General features: G+C 54.6%; 12 protein-coding genes. 7 read left to right on the forward strand and 5 right to left on the reverse strand.

Translation table 11 applies throughout. From position 1 onward, the window contains the following. Positions 1-5 precede the first annotated feature (5 nt). From AB6729_RS08120 to AB6729_RS08130, 3 genes are all read left to right on the forward strand, one after another. Complete coding sequence (locus AB6729_RS08120) at positions 6-1463, forward strand: hypothetical protein (RefSeq protein WP_371081074.1); 1458 nt, start codon at positions 6-8, stop codon at positions 1461-1463. A gap of 40 nt (positions 1464-1503) precedes the next feature. Beyond that, positions 1504-5034: a carboxypeptidase regulatory-like domain-containing protein gene (locus AB6729_RS08125; protein WP_371081075.1), complete on the forward strand. Its 3531-nt coding sequence runs from the start codon at positions 1504-1506 to the stop codon at positions 5032-5034. A gap of 91 nt (positions 5035-5125) precedes the next feature. Further along, the gene (locus tag AB6729_RS08130) at positions 5126-6832 is read left to right on the forward strand and encodes a glycoside hydrolase family 2 protein (RefSeq protein WP_371081076.1); all 1707 of its coding nucleotides are present in this window, start codon (positions 5126-5128) and stop codon (positions 6830-6832) included. On the opposite strand, the gene AB6729_RS08135 is transcribed toward AB6729_RS08130, so the two are convergent. Together AB6729_RS08135 and AB6729_RS08140 are read right to left on the reverse strand one after the other, a co-directional pair. After that, positions 6813-8063 (reverse strand): MFS transporter, encoded by a 1251-nt coding sequence (locus tag AB6729_RS08135; protein WP_371081077.1) that lies wholly within the window; start codon positions 8061-8063, stop codon positions 6813-6815. The two genes, AB6729_RS08130 and AB6729_RS08135, sit on opposite strands and share 20 nt — an antisense overlap. A 20-nt stretch (positions 8064-8083) precedes the next feature. Next, positions 8084-10387: an FAD-dependent oxidoreductase gene (locus AB6729_RS08140; RefSeq protein WP_371081078.1), complete on the reverse strand. Its 2304-nt coding sequence runs from the start codon at positions 10385-10387 to the stop codon at positions 8084-8086. A 138-nt stretch (positions 10388-10525) separates the two neighbouring features. Between AB6729_RS08140 and AB6729_RS08145 the strand changes: the two genes are divergently transcribed. The 4 genes from AB6729_RS08145 to AB6729_RS08160 all read left to right on the forward strand — a co-directional run bounded on the left by AB6729_RS08145 (position 10526) and on the right by AB6729_RS08160 (position 15668). Further along, complete coding sequence (locus AB6729_RS08145) at positions 10526-12724, forward strand: TIM-barrel domain-containing protein (protein WP_371081079.1); 2199 nt, start codon at positions 10526-10528, stop codon at positions 12722-12724. A gap of 354 nt (positions 12725-13078) precedes the next feature. Beyond that, positions 13079-14185, forward strand: coding sequence for a DUF3300 domain-containing protein (locus AB6729_RS08150; RefSeq protein ID WP_371081080.1), 1107 nt, complete (start codon positions 13079-13081; stop codon positions 14183-14185). Continuing rightward, complete coding sequence (locus AB6729_RS08155; protein ID WP_371081081.1) at positions 14182-15129, forward strand: DUF2950 domain-containing protein; 948 nt, start codon at positions 14182-14184, stop codon at positions 15127-15129. Before AB6729_RS08150 ends, AB6729_RS08155 begins: the two co-directional genes overlap by 4 nt. A 29-nt stretch (positions 15130-15158) precedes the next feature. Continuing rightward, positions 15159-15668, forward strand: a complete 510-nt coding sequence (locus tag AB6729_RS08160) for a DUF4136 domain-containing protein (RefSeq protein WP_371081082.1) — start codon at positions 15159-15161, stop codon at positions 15666-15668. A 227-nt stretch (positions 15669-15895) separates the two neighbouring features. Here AB6729_RS08160 and AB6729_RS08165 read toward each other — a convergent pair whose 3' ends face one another. The 3 genes from AB6729_RS08165 to AB6729_RS08175 form a co-directional block, all read right to left on the reverse strand. After that, the gene (locus AB6729_RS08165; protein WP_371081083.1) at positions 15896-17644 is read right to left on the reverse strand and encodes an ATP-binding protein; all 1749 of its coding nucleotides are present in this window, start codon (positions 17642-17644) and stop codon (positions 15896-15898) included. A 148-nt stretch (positions 17645-17792) separates the two neighbouring features. Further along, positions 17793-18185: a response regulator transcription factor gene (locus AB6729_RS08170; RefSeq protein ID WP_371081084.1), complete on the reverse strand. Its 393-nt coding sequence runs from the start codon at positions 18183-18185 to the stop codon at positions 17793-17795. A 355-nt stretch (positions 18186-18540) separates the two neighbouring features. After that, on the reverse strand, positions 18541-19764 hold the full coding sequence (locus AB6729_RS08175) for a BamA/TamA family outer membrane protein (protein WP_371081085.1): 1224 nt from the start codon (positions 19762-19764) through the stop codon (positions 18541-18543). Positions 19765-19847 lie beyond the last annotated feature (83 nt).

Consider the following 19847-nt stretch of genomic DNA (forward strand, 5'->3'; position numbering starts at 1 on the left):
GAATCGTGCAGCGGCAACGCCGATCTATCGCAATACTCCTACTGTTTGCGGCGGTGCCCGGCTGTTCTGTCGCACAAACTAAAGGCGATTACACGATCCGCTATGACCAGCCACACCAGGTGATCCGCGGACTCGGGTTTGAAATTCAGAGCGATTCCATTGGTTCAGGAAATGCAGGCATGCCCGACGATGTGATTGCTGTTCCACACGATCTAACACCTGCAGAGAAAGTGCGGTTCGCGAAAGAGATGCTGCATGGCTTTCGTTACGCGCGGTTGGCCATGGGCCTGTATCTGCGCGGCCTGGACGCTGACCAGAAGCACATTGTGGAGCGCTATCCGGGGCAAATGGCCGACTTGAAGCAGATGCAGGACCTCTCCGGTATCCAGGGTTTCGATGTGGAGTACTGGTCTCCCGCACCGTATTGGAAAGAGGGAAAGACCTATTACAGCGGCAGCATCGCGTCGAACGACAAGGTTTTTTTGAACAGCTTCAGCGATGCCCTGGTACAAGATGTGCGCTACCTGCAGCAGCATGGTCTCCGTATCGCGCAGTGGGGTCTGCAGAATGAACCAGCGTTGGGCAAGCCGAAGAAAGAGACGTCACAAACGCTGGACGCAAAGCAGTCCTATGCACATTGCTACTACTCACCGGAGGACTACGCAGCGGTGTTGAAGGTTACCGTGCCAAAGGTTCGCGCATTGATGCCATCGGTCGAAATTCATGCAAATAGCTGGGATGGTCCCGCAGGCCTTTATGCCGCGGAGATTCGCAAAGACCCCGCTTTGCTGAAGGAAGTTGACTCCTGGACGTGGCACCAGATCGGACACAACTCAAACGACCAGATCGCGCTGCGCGAGAAATACCTCGCAGGTGCTGGAGGTAAAGCGGTTTACCAAAACGAGTACGAGTATCAGCCCTGGGACAAGAATATGCCCGTTGACGGCTACTTCATGAACACCGGGCAGGCACTGATGAACTGGATGGCCTTTGAAGATTCTCCCGTCTGGTACTGGATTCATGCGTTGAAGCCAGTCACCAATATGGAGGCGACGGGATATGCACTTGGCTTCTGGCGTCCACAGGGCGAATTGAAAGATAACCTCGCACCGGCCATCCAGCCCGGGCACTGGGATTACAACCCGCGCAACTACAACGCAGTCGCGGGCTTTTTGAAATACCTGCCGTGGGATTCCACGCGTCTTGCCGTTGATGAGAGTGAGGTCCGAAATGACCAGCGCATTCTCGTCTGGCGTTCGAAGGACGGTCGCCTGGGTGTTGCTCTTTCCAATCGCGGCACGACGCCGTTCCAGTTCCATCTGCATGGAGTTCGTTCCGACCAGCTTATCGGGCATCGTTACACCGTGCAGTCACGTGACGTTTCTCTTTCCAGCAAGAAAGCAACCGCGGACCTCGTGATTACGGTGCCGCCGCAGAGCTTCGAGTTCTGGATTGGTAAGTAGCACTACATAAAAGAACGCAGACCTATCCTGGGGTGAAGGTATGTTGAAGTCCTTGAGGCAAACGCAACTGGCACGAACAGCCGTGCTGGCAACGCCCATTTTCCTGTGTGCGCTTCCGATGTACGCGCAGCAGGGGACGGGCAATATCTCTGGAACGGTGCACGATTCCAGCGGTGCGGTGGTTCCCAACGCGACCGTCGATATTGAAAATATCGACCGTAACGATGCCATCCATCTGACAACAAACGACGCGGGTTTCTATAACTCGCCGCCATTGACTCCCGGCAGCAACTATCGCGTGACCATTACGCGGCAGGGCTTCGGCAAGTCGGTCATCAGCAACATTATCGTAACTGTTGGTCAACGAGTCGGTGAAGACGCCACGCTGACCGTTGGTGGTGTTAATGACACGGTAGTGGTAGAAGCAACGCAAGCCACGGCACTTGATACCACTTCTGCAACGCTGGGTGCGGTCATCGGCGAGAAGTCGATTGAAGAACTGCCGCTGAATGGCCGCAACGTCATTGCACTAACCACGCTGACACCAGGTGTTCGGATCAACACGACGGTGGCACAGTCTGGCTTCGCAAACCGCGGCACAAATCTTTCAGCCATTTCGATCAACGGCTCGCCTACAGGATCGAACTCGTACATCCTCGATGGCCAGAGCAACCTCTCCACCACGACCGGCGAAATCGCTGTGAATCCGACCGTGGATGCCATTCAGGAATTCAAAGTGCAGAGCGGTGTTTTCTCTGCACAGTATGGTTTCACGCTGGGCGGCGTGGTGAACCTGGTTAGTCGCAGCGGTACCAATAGCATTCATGGCTCGGCCTATGAATTCTTGCGGAACGATGTATTCAATGCGCGAAACTACTTCGCCCGTACCGGCGTTGTCGCAAAGCCGGTGCTGCGTTACAACCAGTTCGGCGGGGCCATGGGCGCGCCGATTATAAAAAACAAGGCATACGTTTTCGGGAACTTTGAAACCTACCAGTTCAAGCAAGCATCGCCACAGTTTCTCAGCGTACCTACGGCTGCGCAGCGTACGGGCGACTTCAGCCAGCTAATCGACGCCAATGGAAACTTCATTCCGCTTTACAACCCGTACACCACTACTGCTACAACCACAGGCGGCAATACGGTCTATACCCGTCAGCGTTATGCAAACAACCAGATAACCAATCTTGATCCGGTTGCTGTTGCTTACCAAAATAATTTCTACCCGCTGCCGAATAACACGCCTGCAACCGTTGCACAGCAGCGCACCAACACGAACAACTACTTGTTCAATGCGCAGGGCCTGTCCCATATGTACAACGCACTGGGACGTGTGGACTATCACCTGGGCGAGAAGGACACGCTCTTTGCACGCTTTGCCTACTATCAGAACTACACCAATGGTGGCACGGGTGGTGGCACTTATTATCCAAATCCAGTCGTGGCCAACCGCTATGACACTTACACGGCGGAAGAACTACTCATCGGTGACACACACGTCTTCTCGTCCTCTTTGATCAATGACCTTCGGCTTTCGATTGAGCGTCAGGAGTTCCCCTTCCAGGCAGCAAGTGCAGGGCAGAACTGGCCGCAGAAGCTTGGGCTTCCCTCAAACGTTCCCAGCTTTGCAATTCCCACGGTGAGCAACGGGCTGCCGAGTTCCAATCAGACCATCGGCTATCGCGCCTACACGCTACCGGAAGTTACAGACACCGTCAGCAAGGTCATCCAGCGTCACGCGCTCAGTTTCGGCTTTGACTGGCGTTACAACGCCGGTGCGAACCTGCAACGCAATGCGCCGTCTGGCACTTTCAGCTTTGCTGCAAGTCTTACCCAGGATCCATCCGGCGGTGCCGCGGCTCCTAATACGACGAATAGCGGAAACACTTACGCTACTTTCCTTTCGGGTGCCGTCAGCTCGGCAGGCATCACCACAAACCAGGGGGAATTGGATCGCGCGTTCAGCGTGTCTGGTTTCATTCAGGATGATTGGTCCGTATCGGATCGACTGACACTAAACCTTGGCCTGCGTTATGACTTTCAGCAACAGCCCTTCGAGCAGAACAACGGCTATAGCAACTTCAACCCGGCACTTAGCTCCGGCGGTTACACCGGCATCATGCAGTATGCGAATACGCCGGGTGTAGGTCGTAACTTCGTTCCGGAAAGCTATCGCGATTTCGGCCCGCGGCTAGGCTTCGCATACCAATTAACCGGCGATGGCAAGACTGTCCTGCGCGGTGGTTTCGGTATCTACTATCCGCTGTTTTTCAACTCCATTTATACCGGCCAGACGAATGGCTTCTCATCCACCAGTACCAACTACAGCGCGACCACCAATCAGCCTGCCTTCCAGTTTAAAAACGGTTTCCCGTATGATCCGTTGCAGCCTGGCGGCGCATCGTATGGCCCACTCGGCTTCCTGGGTCAGTCCGTGGGCTATCAGACTCCCGGCGCCTGGAAGTCGCCTCAATCGCAGCAATATACACTCAGCATTCAACGTCAGATCCCTTACGATACGGTGTTGCAGATTACCTATGTGGGCAACCACGGCGTCCATCTTCCCGCAGGCGGATGGAATATCAATGCGCTAAACCCGAGCTACTTTTCTCTTGGCAAGACGTATCTACAAACGCAGGTTGCTAACCCCTATGCCGGTAAGTTTGCCGGTTCACTCGGCGCAGCAACGGTATCGCGACAGACGCTGCTTAACCCATACCCGTACTACTCCACGATCTCCACGTACAACGCACATGTGGGCAACCTGCACGCAGATTATCTGGAACTGTCTGCACAGCGGCAGGCAAAGAACGGTCTCACCGTTCTCTTCGGATACACCATGGGCAAGCTGCTTACCGACAGTGTCAACTCACCGCTGGCATATCTGAATGGCCTCGCATCGAACAATGGCTATCAGAACCCATACAACCGCGCGGCGGAATACTCATTGGATCCGTCGGACGTATCGCAGCGTGCCACGATCAGCGCGCTGTATAACCTTCCCATTGGAAAAGGGCAGCGCTTTGACCTGCACAGCGGCTTCCTGAACCGCGTGGTGGGCGGCTTCCAACTCAACCTGATCGGTGTCTTCCAGACGGGCACACCGCTCACTATTACAGGTGCAAATTCACAGAGCACCGCAACCCGTCCGAACTACGTCCCAGGTGTAGATGTGGTGAACAAGAACCAGAACATTAATGCATGGTTCAACACGCTGGCCTTCCAGAATCCGAATGACTATACCTTCGGCAACGTTCCGCGCACACTGCCTCACGTACGTGGACCGGGAACACAAAACTTCGATCTCTCCATCTTTAAAACGACGGAACTCTATGGTCGCTTCAAACTGCAACTGCGAGCAGAAGCATTTAACTTCCTGAATCATCCGAACTTCGGTATGCCCGGAACTGCATTTGGCGCTTCGACGAATCCTGTGGTGAATGGCAATGGCGTCAGCCCAGGTTGCGCTACGGCAGGAGCGGGCGGCTGCAATACCAGCTCTTCCTTCGGCGTGATCAGCAGTGCCGCAGATGGACGTTCACTGCAGCTTGCAGGCAAGATCATCTTCTAAGGATCGGAACGTCGCCTCCTCACTTTGCAGGATGGAGATTCCCTTCTCCGTCCTGCTTTATTTCAGTAGAAATGAACTGGAGACACAACAAATGAACTTCCTTCGCACCACCGCTGCTGCCGCATTTGCCCTGATGACACTTACCAGCACGGCCTTTGCCGCAGAACGCATCTCACTGAATGGCAGCGGATGGACCTTCAAAACAACACTGGATAATCCGGTACCGGTAGAAGTTCCTCATTGCTGGACGGGCACCGAACGCTGGCGCCATTACATTGGTTCGGCACTCTATCAGCATGATTTCGATGCGCCCACACTCAAGCCGGGGCAGGTGGTTCGTCTTCACTTTGATGCGGTATATGACGTGGCGACCGTGTGGGTGAATGGCAAGCGTCTGGGCACGCACGAAGGCGGCTATACAGCATTTGAATACGACGTAACTTCGCTATTGAAGACGGGCAAGAACCGTATCCTGGTGGAAGTAAACAACACACCCACAATCAGTTCGATTCCCGCATTGGCAACGGGTAATCCTTCCTCTGCAAATAACAATGGCCGCATCACGATTGTGGGCTGGCTTCCTTACGGCGGCATTGTGCGGCCGGTGAGCCTGCTGGTCACGGATGCAGTGTATCTGCGCAACATGAAAGTGGATGCGAAGCCTGACCTGAAGACCGGCGATGCCACGATCACCGTACATGCATGGGCCCACAACGGCAGCAATACGGATCGCACATCGGACATTACAGGCACCGTCGCTGGACTTGCAGTATCGTTCCCTCACAAACGAATTGCTGCCAACAGCGATGAGGAACTTACCTGGACAGGCAAGCTGTCGCACGCACATCTGTGGAGTGTTGCCGATCCTTTCCTCTATGACGCACATCTTCAGACAGCCGGCGATGCGCTCGACGCAAAAGTTGGCGTGCGCGACATTCGTGTAGTTGGAACGGAACTGCAACTCAACGGCAAAACAGTGCATTTGTATGGTGCGAATCGCGTCGGCGAAGATCCGATCGAAGGCCTGATTGAATCTGACGCCACCATCGAGCGCGACATGAGTGACATGCTTGCGCTGAACATGCGCATGATGCGTATTGCGCACTATCCACAGCCTCCTGCGCTATTGGACTATGCAGATAAGCACGGCATGTTGATCATTCCCGAAGCTGGCAACTGGAACATGAGTTCATGGCAGATGGCTGACCCCGACATTCGCCAGCGCTTTCAGAAGCAGCAGCAGGAGATGATCGAGCAGGAATGGAATCATCCATCCGTCATTGCATGGAGTGTGGGCAACGAGTACGAGTCTTATACGCAGGAAGGCAAGGACTGGACACGGGACATGCGCGCGTTCTCGTTGAAGCTGGATCCCACGCGCCTGATCACCTTTGCCGACCGTTACACGGGCGATCCTATAGTAAAGAAGGGATCCGATGATGCCGGTCAGTATTGCGACTTCGTCTCCATCAACATCTATGGCGATTATGCAAAGCGCCTTGACTACGCACACCAGCTTTATCCGGATAAGCCCATCTTCGTAACAGAATTTGGCAAGATGGGAGAGCCCGGGTTGCACGATCCCAAACGCATCGCGGACATTACAGATGCCGTAACCGCGATGAAGGGACGTCCGTGGGTGATTGGCGGTTCGCTGTGGACATGGGCGGATTATCGCTCATTCATCAATGGCACGCCAGACAACGGTATCCGCAGTTGGGGTGTGGTGGACTTCCTTCGTCAGAAGCGCGACAGCTACCCCGTGGTGCAGCAGTTGTTTAAGACGGAACTTCCGTAGCCACTTCAAGCTGCTGTGGCGGGTGGCCTTCTTCCCTGCTGGTATACACCGGCCACAGCAGCGTAATGGCAATGGGATGCAACACAGCCATTAAACAAAACACAGGCGTGTAGCCACCATGCATGACGAGATAACCAACTGCTTCACTGGAAAGCATGCCGCCAAAGCCACTGCCCATAGCGATCAACCCCGCAGCTTTACCCAGTTGTTGCTGTGAATACAGATCAACCAGCACAGCAGTAAGTGTTGCAAGCCATCCCATGTGCGCGAATGCGATGAGCGCGGCGACGAAAATGGAGGAAAGCGTTCCGGGGATGAATGCTGCAAGTGGGCTCAAGGGGACAATGCAGGCTGCAACAAGCATGATGCGGCGATACGCCAGGCCGGGGCGCAGTCCAGAGCGGATCATATATCCGGAAATCAAACCGCCCATCAGCGTGCCAAGTCCACCACCCGCGTAGACAATCCATCCCACCTTTGCCACGGAATCCAACGGTAGATGGCGCGCACTGAGCAGATACTTTGGAAACCAGAACAGCAGGAAGTACCACACAGGATCAGTGATGCTGCGCGCGACCAGCAGCTTCCATGTTGCCGAACGTCGCAGCACGGCCATGGTGTTGGCCTTTGCGGGCTGTTGCGATGCAGCGCTGTCGCTACTGCGATAGATCCAGAACCACACCGGAACGAGAAGTAAACCTGCAACGCCATCCAGAAGGAAGATGGAGCGCCACGGCAGATGCGTTGTGACCGCTGTGATGATGGGCAGTGCCACGATTGCACCCACCGTTGCGCCCATGGTGTAAATGGAAATTACCAGTGGGCGGCGTTTCTCGTCGAAGGTTTCGCCCACGGCTTTTGGCGCGGCAACCCATAATCCGGGTTCGCCGAGCCCCAGACAGAAGCGAGTGAGACCGAGCAGCCATGCTGTGCTCACAAACGCAGTCGCAGCTTCCGCCAGCGACCACCACCCAACGAAGAGCGCCATGGAACGGCGAGTGCCAAGACGATCAGAGATAAATCCAGAGATGCCATAGGCTATGGCAGAGGCGAAGAGGAAAAGGCTGACGATGTGAGCGTAGCCCTGGTCATTTAGATGCAACAGCGCCTGCATGCGTGGCGCCACCACCGAGAGGCTCTGACGATCAAAGTAGTTCACCAGGGCAATCAGAAAAAGCCATACTACCAACTGCCACTGCCGCGCGCTCATCCGGCTATTCTGCTTGTCCACGGCGCTCTCCTGTTTTTCGATCAGTAGCAACGTATTTCAAAGATCGCTGGTATTGCATCGCCATGGCCAAGAATCGTTAACGTAAGTTCGTCGGTTGTGATTAGCTCTGCAAGGTTCAACGTGTAGCGTGTTTGATGATTCTCTTCCACATGTGTCAGCACGATATCTCCCGCACGAACTTCAAATGCGGTGACACATGCTGGCATCACACGTTCCGGATGCCCCATCAGAACTGACTCCATGGGATGATCAAAGTCCGTATCGAACCCGATCACAATTTCACAGATGCTTTGAGGTTTATCCCAGGTTAGTTTCAACGTGGACTTGCTGTCGTTCTTCGCGGGCAGCCACGCATTCACGCTGCTCCATGGACGCGCAATTCCGTTGCGCACATTCTCCGGGTCAAAGAGGTTAAGCGCTGGTTCAAATCGCATTGCCAGATTGCGTGCGTGCGGTCTGCGTGTGGGAAGCCAGAACGCAAAAGTATCGACCCCGACGCCTTCCGGTGGTGACTGCACCGTGCTCTTCGCAACGGCCTTGTTCATCTTCTGCGCAAGTGTCAGAATGCCCGTCACCTGTTCGGTGCTCAAAGCAACAGATACATCTTCATTGCCATGCAGCACAACAAACACATGAGCCGCTTGCGGCATGGTTGCGGAGAATGCAATCACTCCATCCTGCTCGCCCTGGTTTAATGCGAGGATCATTGCATCCAGCTTCACATCAGGAGTCGTGTTGCCTTCGCGGCTGCCGATCCACAACTCACAATGCAACTGTGTCGTCACCTTTGCGCGCACAGATAACGTAAATCGTGGCACCACCCCAACAGTCAATGGCATCAGTAGAGCCACCGATTGCGAAAGTATCTCCCATTCTCCAGAAGGCGCCAATTCGGCAAGCCGCAGTGTGGAACTGGCGGTGATGTTTGCGCTTCGCACTTTATCGTTTGGGTCCTGCAATCGCAGGCCGGGAATGTGTTGCCCATGCGCAAGCAGAGCCTGCTGCAGGCATTGCATATGCGCTGGTTCTATCAGATCGCGCGGCAGAAGTTGTTCTTTCTTGCACAATGCCGCCGCCATGCCCACTGCTTGCGCATTGTGAGCGCACGTGGCCATCACCCGTGTGGAACCGAACGCGATGTGCGATGCCGAAAGGATTCTGCCTGTGAGAAATAGATTTGGCACATTGCGGCTATACATTGTGCGATACGGAATCGTGTAGACGCCTTTGCTGTGCCACTGCGTGCAACCGGGTTGCGAACTATAGACACCATCCGGAGGATGCAGATCAACGGCCCATCCGCCGAAACTGACAGCATCGTCATGATGACGCTGTTCAATCACATCCTGCTGCGTCAGCATGTAATCGCCTTCAAAGCGGCGGCTTTCACGCTTACCGGGAATCGTTCCCATCCACTCCAGCGTTAGCGTCTCTGCTTCCGGAAATTCACCGGAATTCTTGATGTAATTCCAGACGCCATAGGCCACCTTCCATAGCTCGTACTTAATCTCTTCCGTTTCATACACGGTGTCGCGAGCGCCACCATATTCCAGCCACCACAGACGGCATCCGGAATCCGTCACGCGCAGCTCACGGAAACGCGGTATCGCTGTGATGTCTTTCAACGCGAAGGCCGGGGGCACGTACTTCACTGGCCTACCAGTGTCACGTGTGTAGAAATAAAGCGAATGCCCAAGCAGAGAGTGATCCTCTGTTTCAGGAGCCAGCAATTCACCAAACTCCGCGCGTGATTCCGCACCCACGCGGAACGCTGCACCTGCAAGAAATCCAAGGATGCCATCACCTGATGCATCGCAGAACAGCGGCGCTGTGATGTTGTAACGAATCTGATTCTGACTACAGAATGCGCTCACACCAAGAATGCGACCGTCTTCGTGCCTGGTCTCTGCGGAATCCACTGCCGTATTGAGCAGCAGTGTGATGTTGGATTCGCGCAGCGTCCATTCCAGCAGAATGGAGTCAAGCACAATGGCATTCCCTTCCGGGTTGCGCCACATGTTTTCCACCAACAACTCATCAATCACGCCGCCTTCGCGTGCCCAGCGATTGTTATTGCCCATGTGGGAAGTTGCTCCCAGAACCCACAGCCGAACTTCGCTGGATGCGTTCCCGCCAAGCACCGGGCGATCCTGTACCAGGATCGTCCGCACACCCTGCCGCGCTGCGGTAATGGCAGCGCAGACGCCGGAGAGTCCCCCGCCAACCACGACGAAATCAGCGTCCATGCTCTGCTGGCGCAATGTCCTCGGTCCAGCCATCGTGCTGGCTCCAGTCGAGCCAATCGTGTCTTTCAGTTCATGCATACTGTTGTGATCCAGTCCGTTCGAGGAGGAAAAAGAACTTGTCAAGCTAACGTCGAAGAGAGTACATGTTAAACGTTAAACCTGTAAAGAACCAGGCAAATTTGAACGCCGATTCACACCATTTGCTGGAGGATGATCTTGCTTTCTCTTCGCCTCTCGACTGTCATCATGACTGTCACCGCTCTGCTCCCATTCGGCGCCGTTGGCCAGAACAGTATTCAGCTTTCTTCATCCGGCATTGTTTTTCATGCAGAGAGACCCGGCGCTCGCTTTTCTATAGACAGCAATGGCAGCACAACAATCCTTGCTTCGCCCACCGCAGGTATTTTGATCAACGGGAGTCCGTTGACACTGACGGACACGTGCAAAGCATCGCCATGCATCCTGCATGGCAAGACTGCTGCAGGCGAAGAAGCGGCTCTCACCATCCGCGTTGAGCCACATCACATTGCACTTACCCTGCATCCTGCACATGATGGAGCGGAAGTACGATTTGTTACGTTTGGCGCATCTCCCGCATACGGTTTGGCGGATCATGCCGTGGAGCAGAAACAGTTCTCCACGCTGGAAAACAAGCAGTTCAATACCGATGTGACGGGATTTAAGGACGATATCTTCCTGTCTGGTCAGGGCCTTACGCGGCTCGTCAGTAACTTCATCATCTATCCGAAGCAGGGATTTGCGGAAGTATTGATCGATCCGTATCGGAAGATTGTTCACACTAATAGCAACGAAATTGTGCAGGGCGTGGAACACTCCCATGGCGATGTTCGCATGCATTATTTCTTCGGCGATCCGCATGCAATTTATGCGGAGTATCTGGCTTCCCGGAATGCTGCCGGATACCGTGTAGTGACTCCAAAGTATGCAGCGTTCGGCGTGGGATGGGAAGCGTTTGGCGCACTTGGCTGGGATACGAACCAGAAGACCGACACGGAGAGCATCGACCGCTACTTAAAGGATGGATTTCCTCTTCGCTGGATTGTGGTGGGTTCCGGCTTCTGGCCAGCACAGCCTGAATCGATGCATGAAACAACATCCTTCGGTTACTGGGACAAGGAAAAGTATCCCGACCCGCGCGGCATGTTTCAGCACTTCAAAGACGAGGGCCTTGTCTCTATGCTTGGCCTTCGTATTACCTTCATCACGACCGGTCCCTACGCAGAAGAAGGCGTAAAGCACGGCTACTTCCTGAAAGATGCCGGCGGCAAGGTTGAGTCCTTTACTGGCGGGTGGCCTAAGATGCCTTACTACCTTCTGGATGCGCACAATCCCGCTGCGCTGGACTGGTACATGGCTCTGGTAAAGAAGTGGCAAAACTATGGCGTGAGCGGGTGGAAAGAAGATTTTTACGGTTACGGAAAATATCCCCTGCGTGATGACAAGGTGGATCCGACAAACGATCGCCTGATGGCTCAGGGCCAGCTCATCATTGAACGCAATGGTTATCTTTCTTCGAACGGTGATCTACACCGTATCAATGACTTCAATTACAACCAGGATCAGGATCGTGGTCCGGTCAATGCACTTGCGCTTGCCTACGCAGGCTTTCCGCTGGTCTATCCGGATATCGTTGGCGGAACATTTGGGGAAAGCCACTTCAATACGCAACGAACGCCACAGATGGAAACCTACATGATGCGCAATGCCATGTGGGCCGCCCTGCACAGCAGCATGGGCATGGGCGAACCACCGTGGAGCTTTCGCCCCGAAGTGGCCAATGTGATGCGCAAGGCTGCACAACTGCATGATCGTATCTCGCCATATTTATTCCAGTACGGACGGCAGTTTGCAATCGATGGCTATCCGTGGACGATGACTCCTTTGCCCATTGCCTATCCGAAGGACAGCGCTGTGTACGGACACGAGAATGCGACTGATCGACGCTACGAGTGGTTGATTGGCGAAGCACTTCTGGCAGCACCGCTGTATGGCAACGACTACGCAACCGCAACCACACGGGATATTTACCTGCCGGTCGGTGAGTGGATGGATTTTGAAACGGGAACCATCTATCAAGGCAATCAGGTATTGCGCGGCTTCGCACTGCCGGTAGAGAAGATCCCCCTATTCGTCGGAGGCACCGGAATCACGCTGGAAAAAGAGAACCAGAACGTCGTCGCATGTATCTATCCTGTCGCCCCCAAAGGCTCGGTCACGCTGTCATTACCAGATGACCGTCGTCCGATTCACGTAACGATCGCTGCCTCGCTTAAGGGAGCGCGCAACGTTGTGGTGAAGGATCACACAGGAAAAGAAACTCCGGTGAGAAAAGTAGGATTCGCGTATCGATTCCACCCTGCTGCGGGCGAGTCCTACACGGTTACTCTTCACTGATGAGAACAAAGCGCGGAATGAGTAAGTAGATTCCCCATCTATTTAGTCGTTCGCCCCCCATAATTTTCCGCGGAAGATTGTCTTCCAATCGGACTTCATCTCAATGACAGTCCGATGTTTCTCACCGGCGCAAACGTGGCGATGCCCTGGGTCGAACTAATCCGTAGATACTTTCCAAACCAATTTCATCCCCACGCATTGATCCTCTCGGCTGGAATTTCTCAAGACAAAGACTGAACTCGAAGAAAGTCACAAGACCTGTACGTTATGACAGTGTTTGCTCCCGCGTTACGGCTTTATTGTCACCTTCTACAGGGCGCGGATGTTCGGATAAATCCGCGTGGAGGATGAGTCATGCGACACCCCGCCTTCGTGGTCCCGCCACTGATCGTGTCCCTTTGCACGCTTCAGACGATGAGCGCCCTCGCGCCGACTCTTTCTTATGCGCAGACAGCAACCGCCCCGGCACAAACGCAGACAACAACAATGCCGACGCAGGATCAACTGCGTACACTGCTGTCGCCGATAGCGCTGTATCCGGATCAGTTGCTTTCGCAGATCTGCAATGCCGCCAGCGATCCGCAGCAGATCGTCAACGTGGACAATTGGATCCATCAACAGAAGGGTTTGACAGGGGAAGCGCTGAGCAACGCGGCGCAGCAGCAGAACTTCGATCCCGCATTCATTGCCCTGGTGAATTTTCCGCAGGTGCTCGATCAAATGGCGCAGCATGTCAATGACTATGCGCAGATTGGGTACGCCTACCAGGCAAATCAGAAGATGGTGCAGGACACCATCCAGTCCCTCCGCAAACAGGCACAGAAGGCCGGCAACCTGAAGACGAATGCGCAGCAGAAAGTGGTGGTGGAAAGCACCTCTGGACAGCAGACGATCGTCATCGAACCGGCCAATCCTCAGGTTGTGTATGTGCCGCAATACAATCCGACCGTTGTTTACGCGGCACCTCCTCCGGGACCCAGCACGGGAGCGGTGGTCGCTACAGCGGTCATTAGCTTCGGAGCAGGCATCGCCCTCGGCGCATGGATGAACAATAGCTATCCCTGGGGATGGGGCGGATGGGGCTGGTCGTGGGGACACCCTCCACCGCCTCGGCCGATGCCCCCTCCGCACTGGGGGCCTCCGGGACCTGGTCCAGGGCCCCGTCCATATGGCCCTCCCAACGGTGGTGGCGGTAGGTATCCACCGAATGGCGGCGGTGGTCGTCCCCCGAACGGTGGTGGGGCACAGAATCGCTACGGTGGCGTGCAGAGTCCCCAGCGCGGGGGCGGCAACACCCCTCAGGGGATGTCACATTCTGGCTATCAGCAGCCTCACAACAATATGGGTGGGGCATTCCACCCCGGCAACGGCGCATCAACACGTCAGGCCCAGTCACGTGGAACCCGCAGTTTCGGAGGATTCAGTGGTGGCGGCGGACGGCGCGGCGGAGGTCGCAGATGAACATGTATCACAACACTTCCCTGGCCTCACGAGCCGCCAAAGTTGCCATCACGGCTGCTTTGGCTATCCCCTTCTCCATGATGGCGCAGGATCATGAAAAGACGTTCCCATCACCGCAGGCTGCAACCGATGCGGTCGTGCTCGCTCTCAGGGCAAACGACACGAAAGCGCTCACGGAAGTGCTGGGCCCCGAAGGGCGTGACCTACTGAACTCGGGCGATGCCGGATCGGACAAGGCTGACTTACAAGCCTTTTTGGAGGCCTATGACAACCATCATGAACTGATGGAGGGGCCGGGAGGTATTCGGATTCTCACAGTTGGCCCTACCCGCTGGCCCGCTCCCATCCCTCTTCGAAAAGCCGCTTCGGGGTGGTATTTCGATTCCGCGGCCGGAAAGCAGAACCTGCTATACCGCCGCGTGGGGCGCAATGAGTTCGACGCGATGCAGGCTTCTCTGCAACTGGTAAAACTGCAGCGTTCCTACGCCTTGACGGCGCATGATGGAGTACCGGCCGGCGCCTATGCAGCCCACTTCTGGAGTCGCCCGGGCTTCCATGACGGCCTCTACTGGGACGCGCAGGGCAATGATGCCGAAAGCCCGGCAGGGCCACTACTGGCTGCTGCTTCCGATCAAGGTTACGGCATTGTTCACCCAAAGGGCTCCAAACTGGTGCCCTATGGAGGCTACTACTACAAAATTCTCACCGCCCAAGGGCCCCATGCTCCGGGAGGTGCGCGCAATTACTTCACCAATGGCGCACTTACGAAAGGGTTTGCCATTCTGGCTTATCCGGCAGGATATAAGTCCAGCGGTGTGATGACATTCATGACCGACTCTCACGGTCGTACCTACGAGAAGGATCTTGGCGCAGATACCTCTAAGATTGCTCCCAACATAACAAGCTTCGATCCAGATCCATCGTGGAACCTGGTGGAACCGTAAACTGAACCGTCAATTTCAAGGACTATTCCATGAAACCCCTGCGCACATCTGCCATGCTGCTTTTCGCCCTCACATCCACTATTGCGATTTCTGCTCAGAAAACCAGCGTGGACTACGACCACTCAGCAAACTTCAGTGGCTACCACACCTATAGCTGGGGACAGGTCAAAACGGTTGACTCTATCTGGGCCGATCGGATCAAGACCTCCGTCGATCAACAGCTCCAGGCAAAGGGGTGGACAAAGGTTGCTGACGGTGGCGACATTGCCGTTGCAGCACTAGGCCAGGTGCGCAATCAACAGGAAGAGCAGACGTTTTATTCTGGCGGCGGATGGCGTTGGGGCTCGGGCATTGCCACTACATCCACCTACAACACTCGGCAAGGTACGCTTGTTGTCGCAATGTTTGATACGAAGACGAAGAAACTCATCTGGCGCGGTGTAAGCGACGGAGATCTTTCAGGAAAACCCGAGAAAAACATCGACAAGATGAATAAATCAGTGGCGAAGTTCTTCAAGACGTTTCCACCAGCTAAGTAGATATTCCTATTCACTCGTTACCTGCATTCGCGTGCAGCATGGCAGAGCTTTGGCAGCCTCTGAAGAAGCGAGTACCGGAAAGCCGCTCCTGGCATAGGCCCTGAGACGCCAGGGCCCTGCCGCCTTAGTGAGCGCAGTATTTACTGCACGATCCGGCAACTACTGCGCTGCAGTCCTCCCCACACGGGAAGCACTGGGAACGCTTGAAGAAAAGTTCTCTGCTGCATCTACACCATCCGTCCGAAATCGGTTTTCGTATGAGATCCGTCGGGAATGGAGGCCCATATTTCGGTGCCACGTCCTTTTAAGGAATGGATTCGAAACTCTCCGTTCAGCAGCTTGACCCTTTCCGTCATACTGATCAATCCGAGTCCGGTCTTAGCGACTCCCGTGTCAAATCCGCTCCCCGTATCCTGGATGGACATGTAATACGTTGCCCCCAGCCTGGTGACAATGACACAGACTTTTTCCGCGTTGGCGTGATGGAGTGCATTATTCAGTGCCTCCTGCGCTACGCGGTAGATGCAGAGAGCAATATCCTCTGCTACCGGATCGGCGAACTCATCAATATGCAGATCTACATGAAAGGCAGGGCGCTCAAAATCTCTGCACATTGCCTTTATCGCTGGCCCTAAGCCAAGATGCTGCAATTTACAGGAATGAAGATTATGCGACATCTCATGCAGGTCCGTGCAGAGAGTATCCAGTTCGTCGCGAATATGCTTTAACTGTCCTGAGTACGTACCTGGAAGCGGCTGCAACGGATCGTCTGACAGCAGGGCGATCTGGCTGGTCACCAATGAAAGCCGCTGCCCGATATCATCATGCAGTTCACGCGACAGACGTTTCCGCTCATCTTCCTGCGAACGAAGCAACTGGGCCGTAAGGACACGTATCTCACGCTTACGCTGCTCCAATTCCCTTTCCCCACGCTCTGGCCCGGACATTGTTTTCAGCGCAATAAGCTGTCGGCTTCCAAGTCCTTCCATAGTCGTAACAACGACATTTGCTAACAGGGTAGAGCCATCTTTCCGAGTCAGCATCTGGTCCTGAGGACCACCTGCGGAACGATAGCTTCCCTTCTTATGCAAGGCAGCCCCTGGATGCCATGCGGTGAGGTCGTTGTACTGCATGGCATCGAATTCCTGCTGCGAATACCCCAGGGCATTTTGAAAATGCGCATTTACAGAAAGAAATCGTCCGGAGGACTCCAGCATCGCCATTGGAAATGGAACAGACGAGAGTAGCAATTCCGCGACATAGGTCGAGGAACGCACCATCTCCGCCGATCGGCGCTCCTGTTCCGCATGAACCATAAGGTCAAGCAATAGGTTGGCCTGCGCAACACAGTCAGCCGACCGCGCGATCTCATGGCGACGACTGGCGAGGATCAGAACTGTCTGACCAAAGCCGTCCTGGCTGTGTGGGAACATCATCAGCGAGTTGATAGCCGCAGTCTTAGAAGTGGCAACGGATGATGCTGCCTCCTTACGCTGCCAAAACGCTGGAATTCTCAAGCTGGCCTTTTCCAGAAGGCCACGCAGATCGTCGAAGCTGTCATTCAAAAAACGTAATAAAACAGACTTCGGCGAGGACGGGTACACCGGTGCAAGGCGACCGCCATCCAGAAGATACAACCACGCTACGTGCTCGCAGTTGTGAAGACGAGCGAATGCGTCGACGCCTTTTCGAACCGGGTCATGCGCATTCTGACTGTAAATCGATGAGCGGTTAGCTAACTTATGAAATCCAGGGCTTGTTTGCTTCAGTGACCATGGAACAAACGATTGATGACTGGAATATACCTTTGCAGACCCCATACAATCCTCGATTCGAGCACAAGTCAATGCGGGCATATAACCCAGGGGATAGTTAGAGGGCATCAGTTCATCAAAAGGTCCGTATCCGACAGGAATGTGGGGCTGTCGGATAGCATTGCTGGAGTAGGACGCTTGCGGTCGTGCCACTTCTTCCATGCATATGCGTTCGCGAATAGCCTACATGAAAGCACTTCTCGTTGTGCATGAAATTAGAGTGACACGGCTGTCAAGTTCTGACAGGCCGCTTTGATATATCAGAATGTCTACAGGAATCCGTGAAATCTAAGAGGGGGTTTTTATTGTTTTATAGAGAACAATAAAATTCACCACGGACAGCCGACTGTAGCGCTGGAACTAAATCGCTGGCCAGTTTTTTCTTCAGAACATATCCATTGCCGATCGTCCTGGCGATGGCTACGTAGTCCTCATCCTGAATGAGCGTCAGAAAGATAATTTTTGTAGGACATTCTGCTTTTCGCATATATCGCGCTACTGTCATGCCGTCCATCCGAGGCATGGAGATATCCAGGATGGCAACGTCGGGACGAAGCTGAAGCGCCTGTTTCAACGCGTCTTCTCCGTCACTGGCCGTTGCCACGATGTTGTATGTGTCCGACAGCATGGCGCGCAGGCGGATGATCACGCTTGCGTCATCATCCGCACACAGCAACGTCGCTCGATGCAAAATTTCTTGCACGCTGTCCCCTGCCTCCACATCCCATCCTGCTTAGACGAACTTCCATGCACAACTGTGCACAAAGACAGTCTGCGGACTGCGAATCGCACAGCACATTGCTGACACAGGAATTTTCTGGATGAAATAAAGCATACTGCACTTCGTCTTCGATGGGAAAGCGATTTCTACTCGCCGTTCTCGACCGGCACAAGAAGCCTGGGGCGCTGGTTGAACCCTTCCTGCCTTCGTGCTGTTGAGAAACCTTGAGAATTCAGGCCAGCAGAGCTCCAACAGCAGGCACGCCCGGCTGCGCGTTACGAAGTACCGGAAGCCTGAAAAATCAGGAAGATGGATAACGAAGAGGGCGTGACCGCCATCAAAACGCTTCGCCCAGACTGACATAGGCGGCGTGACTGCTGTCACCCCATGCGTAATCCATGCGGAGGTTGATGTGATTCCGCTTGGCGAGAATGAACCGAAGGCCCAGCCCTCCGCCCGGTTCTGCTTGTGAATTGCTGAACCCGCCCCAGTCATGTGCGACCGCTCCTGCTCCCGCAAACGCTGTGGCGCCAATTCTCCAGAACAACTCCCTGCGGAATTCCATCTGCCCGACCAGCATGCGATCATCACGAAACTGTCCCACCTGGTAGCCGCGAAGGTCTTTGGACAAGCCGAGTTCACATACGTCATAGAAAGGTGCGCCATCCGTCACCATGCAGGAGGAGGCATGAATTGCGAGGATGTTCTTCTTACCCAGCGGAAGATACTTGTTATACGTGAGCGTCAGATTCTGATAGGTTCGCTTGCCGCCAAATTGCGGTGCATAGAAATCTGCAAGTGCATCGAAGAGCGATCCGCTGGTGGGATAAAATGAGCTATCACTGGTGTCTCGCTGCAGCCGGATTCCCAACGCCGCCGTACGAAGATCTACCGTGGACGGCAGCGGTATGAGAAGCTTGCTGGGATCCAGAGTAGTCGAGTTCAAGCCGGCGGTACTGCCGATGATGTGATAACGCGGTCCCAGATACCAATCACGATAGACACGAATCTTCGGTTCTATGAGGAAAGCCTTTGAGGTCTGGGAGAGCGGAATGCTTTTACCCCCGCTGCCAGTCCCGACGCCAAAGTAGTTATAGTTAAATTTGCCACCACCGACAGCAACCGTGATTCGGTATTTCTCGTCGCGCAGGTGAATCTGCCCACCCAAGCCTGCTGACCAACTTCCCTTTGCAGTAATGAAACCAGCCGCACCTAATGCAGACGGTTCTGACTCCGGGCCTCCATCAAGACGGACCGCGTAGATGATCCCCAGTCCGCCGCCGTTCCCAATAGAAGGGTTCACCATAGGAATTGGGGCAATCGCGAATTCACCGCGATGCTTTTTCTTCTTCTGATCCTTCTTCTTGGATTCGTAGGCACCCAACCCGAGATTCGTCCCTTTGCTCTTGCCACCCTGATCGACATCCACATTCGTTCCAAACAGAATCGGGGCACTATCACTCTCGGATCGCGGAGAGTTTGCAGGCGTGGCTTTCTGGGCACTCAACAAGCGCGAAAGTAGAACCACTGCCAGGATCAGGCCGCAACGAATTCCTGTCATAGCAATCGTCCCCCTTCTCATGAATCGCGGAAGTTGTTACACGAGCGATAAGACAGGGCCGCTTCTGCCACTGCGCCCTATCA

Origin of the sequence: Terriglobus sp. RCC_193 (assembly GCF_041355105.1) — a bacterium.
GTDB lineage: Bacteria > Acidobacteriota > Terriglobia > Terriglobales > Acidobacteriaceae > Terriglobus.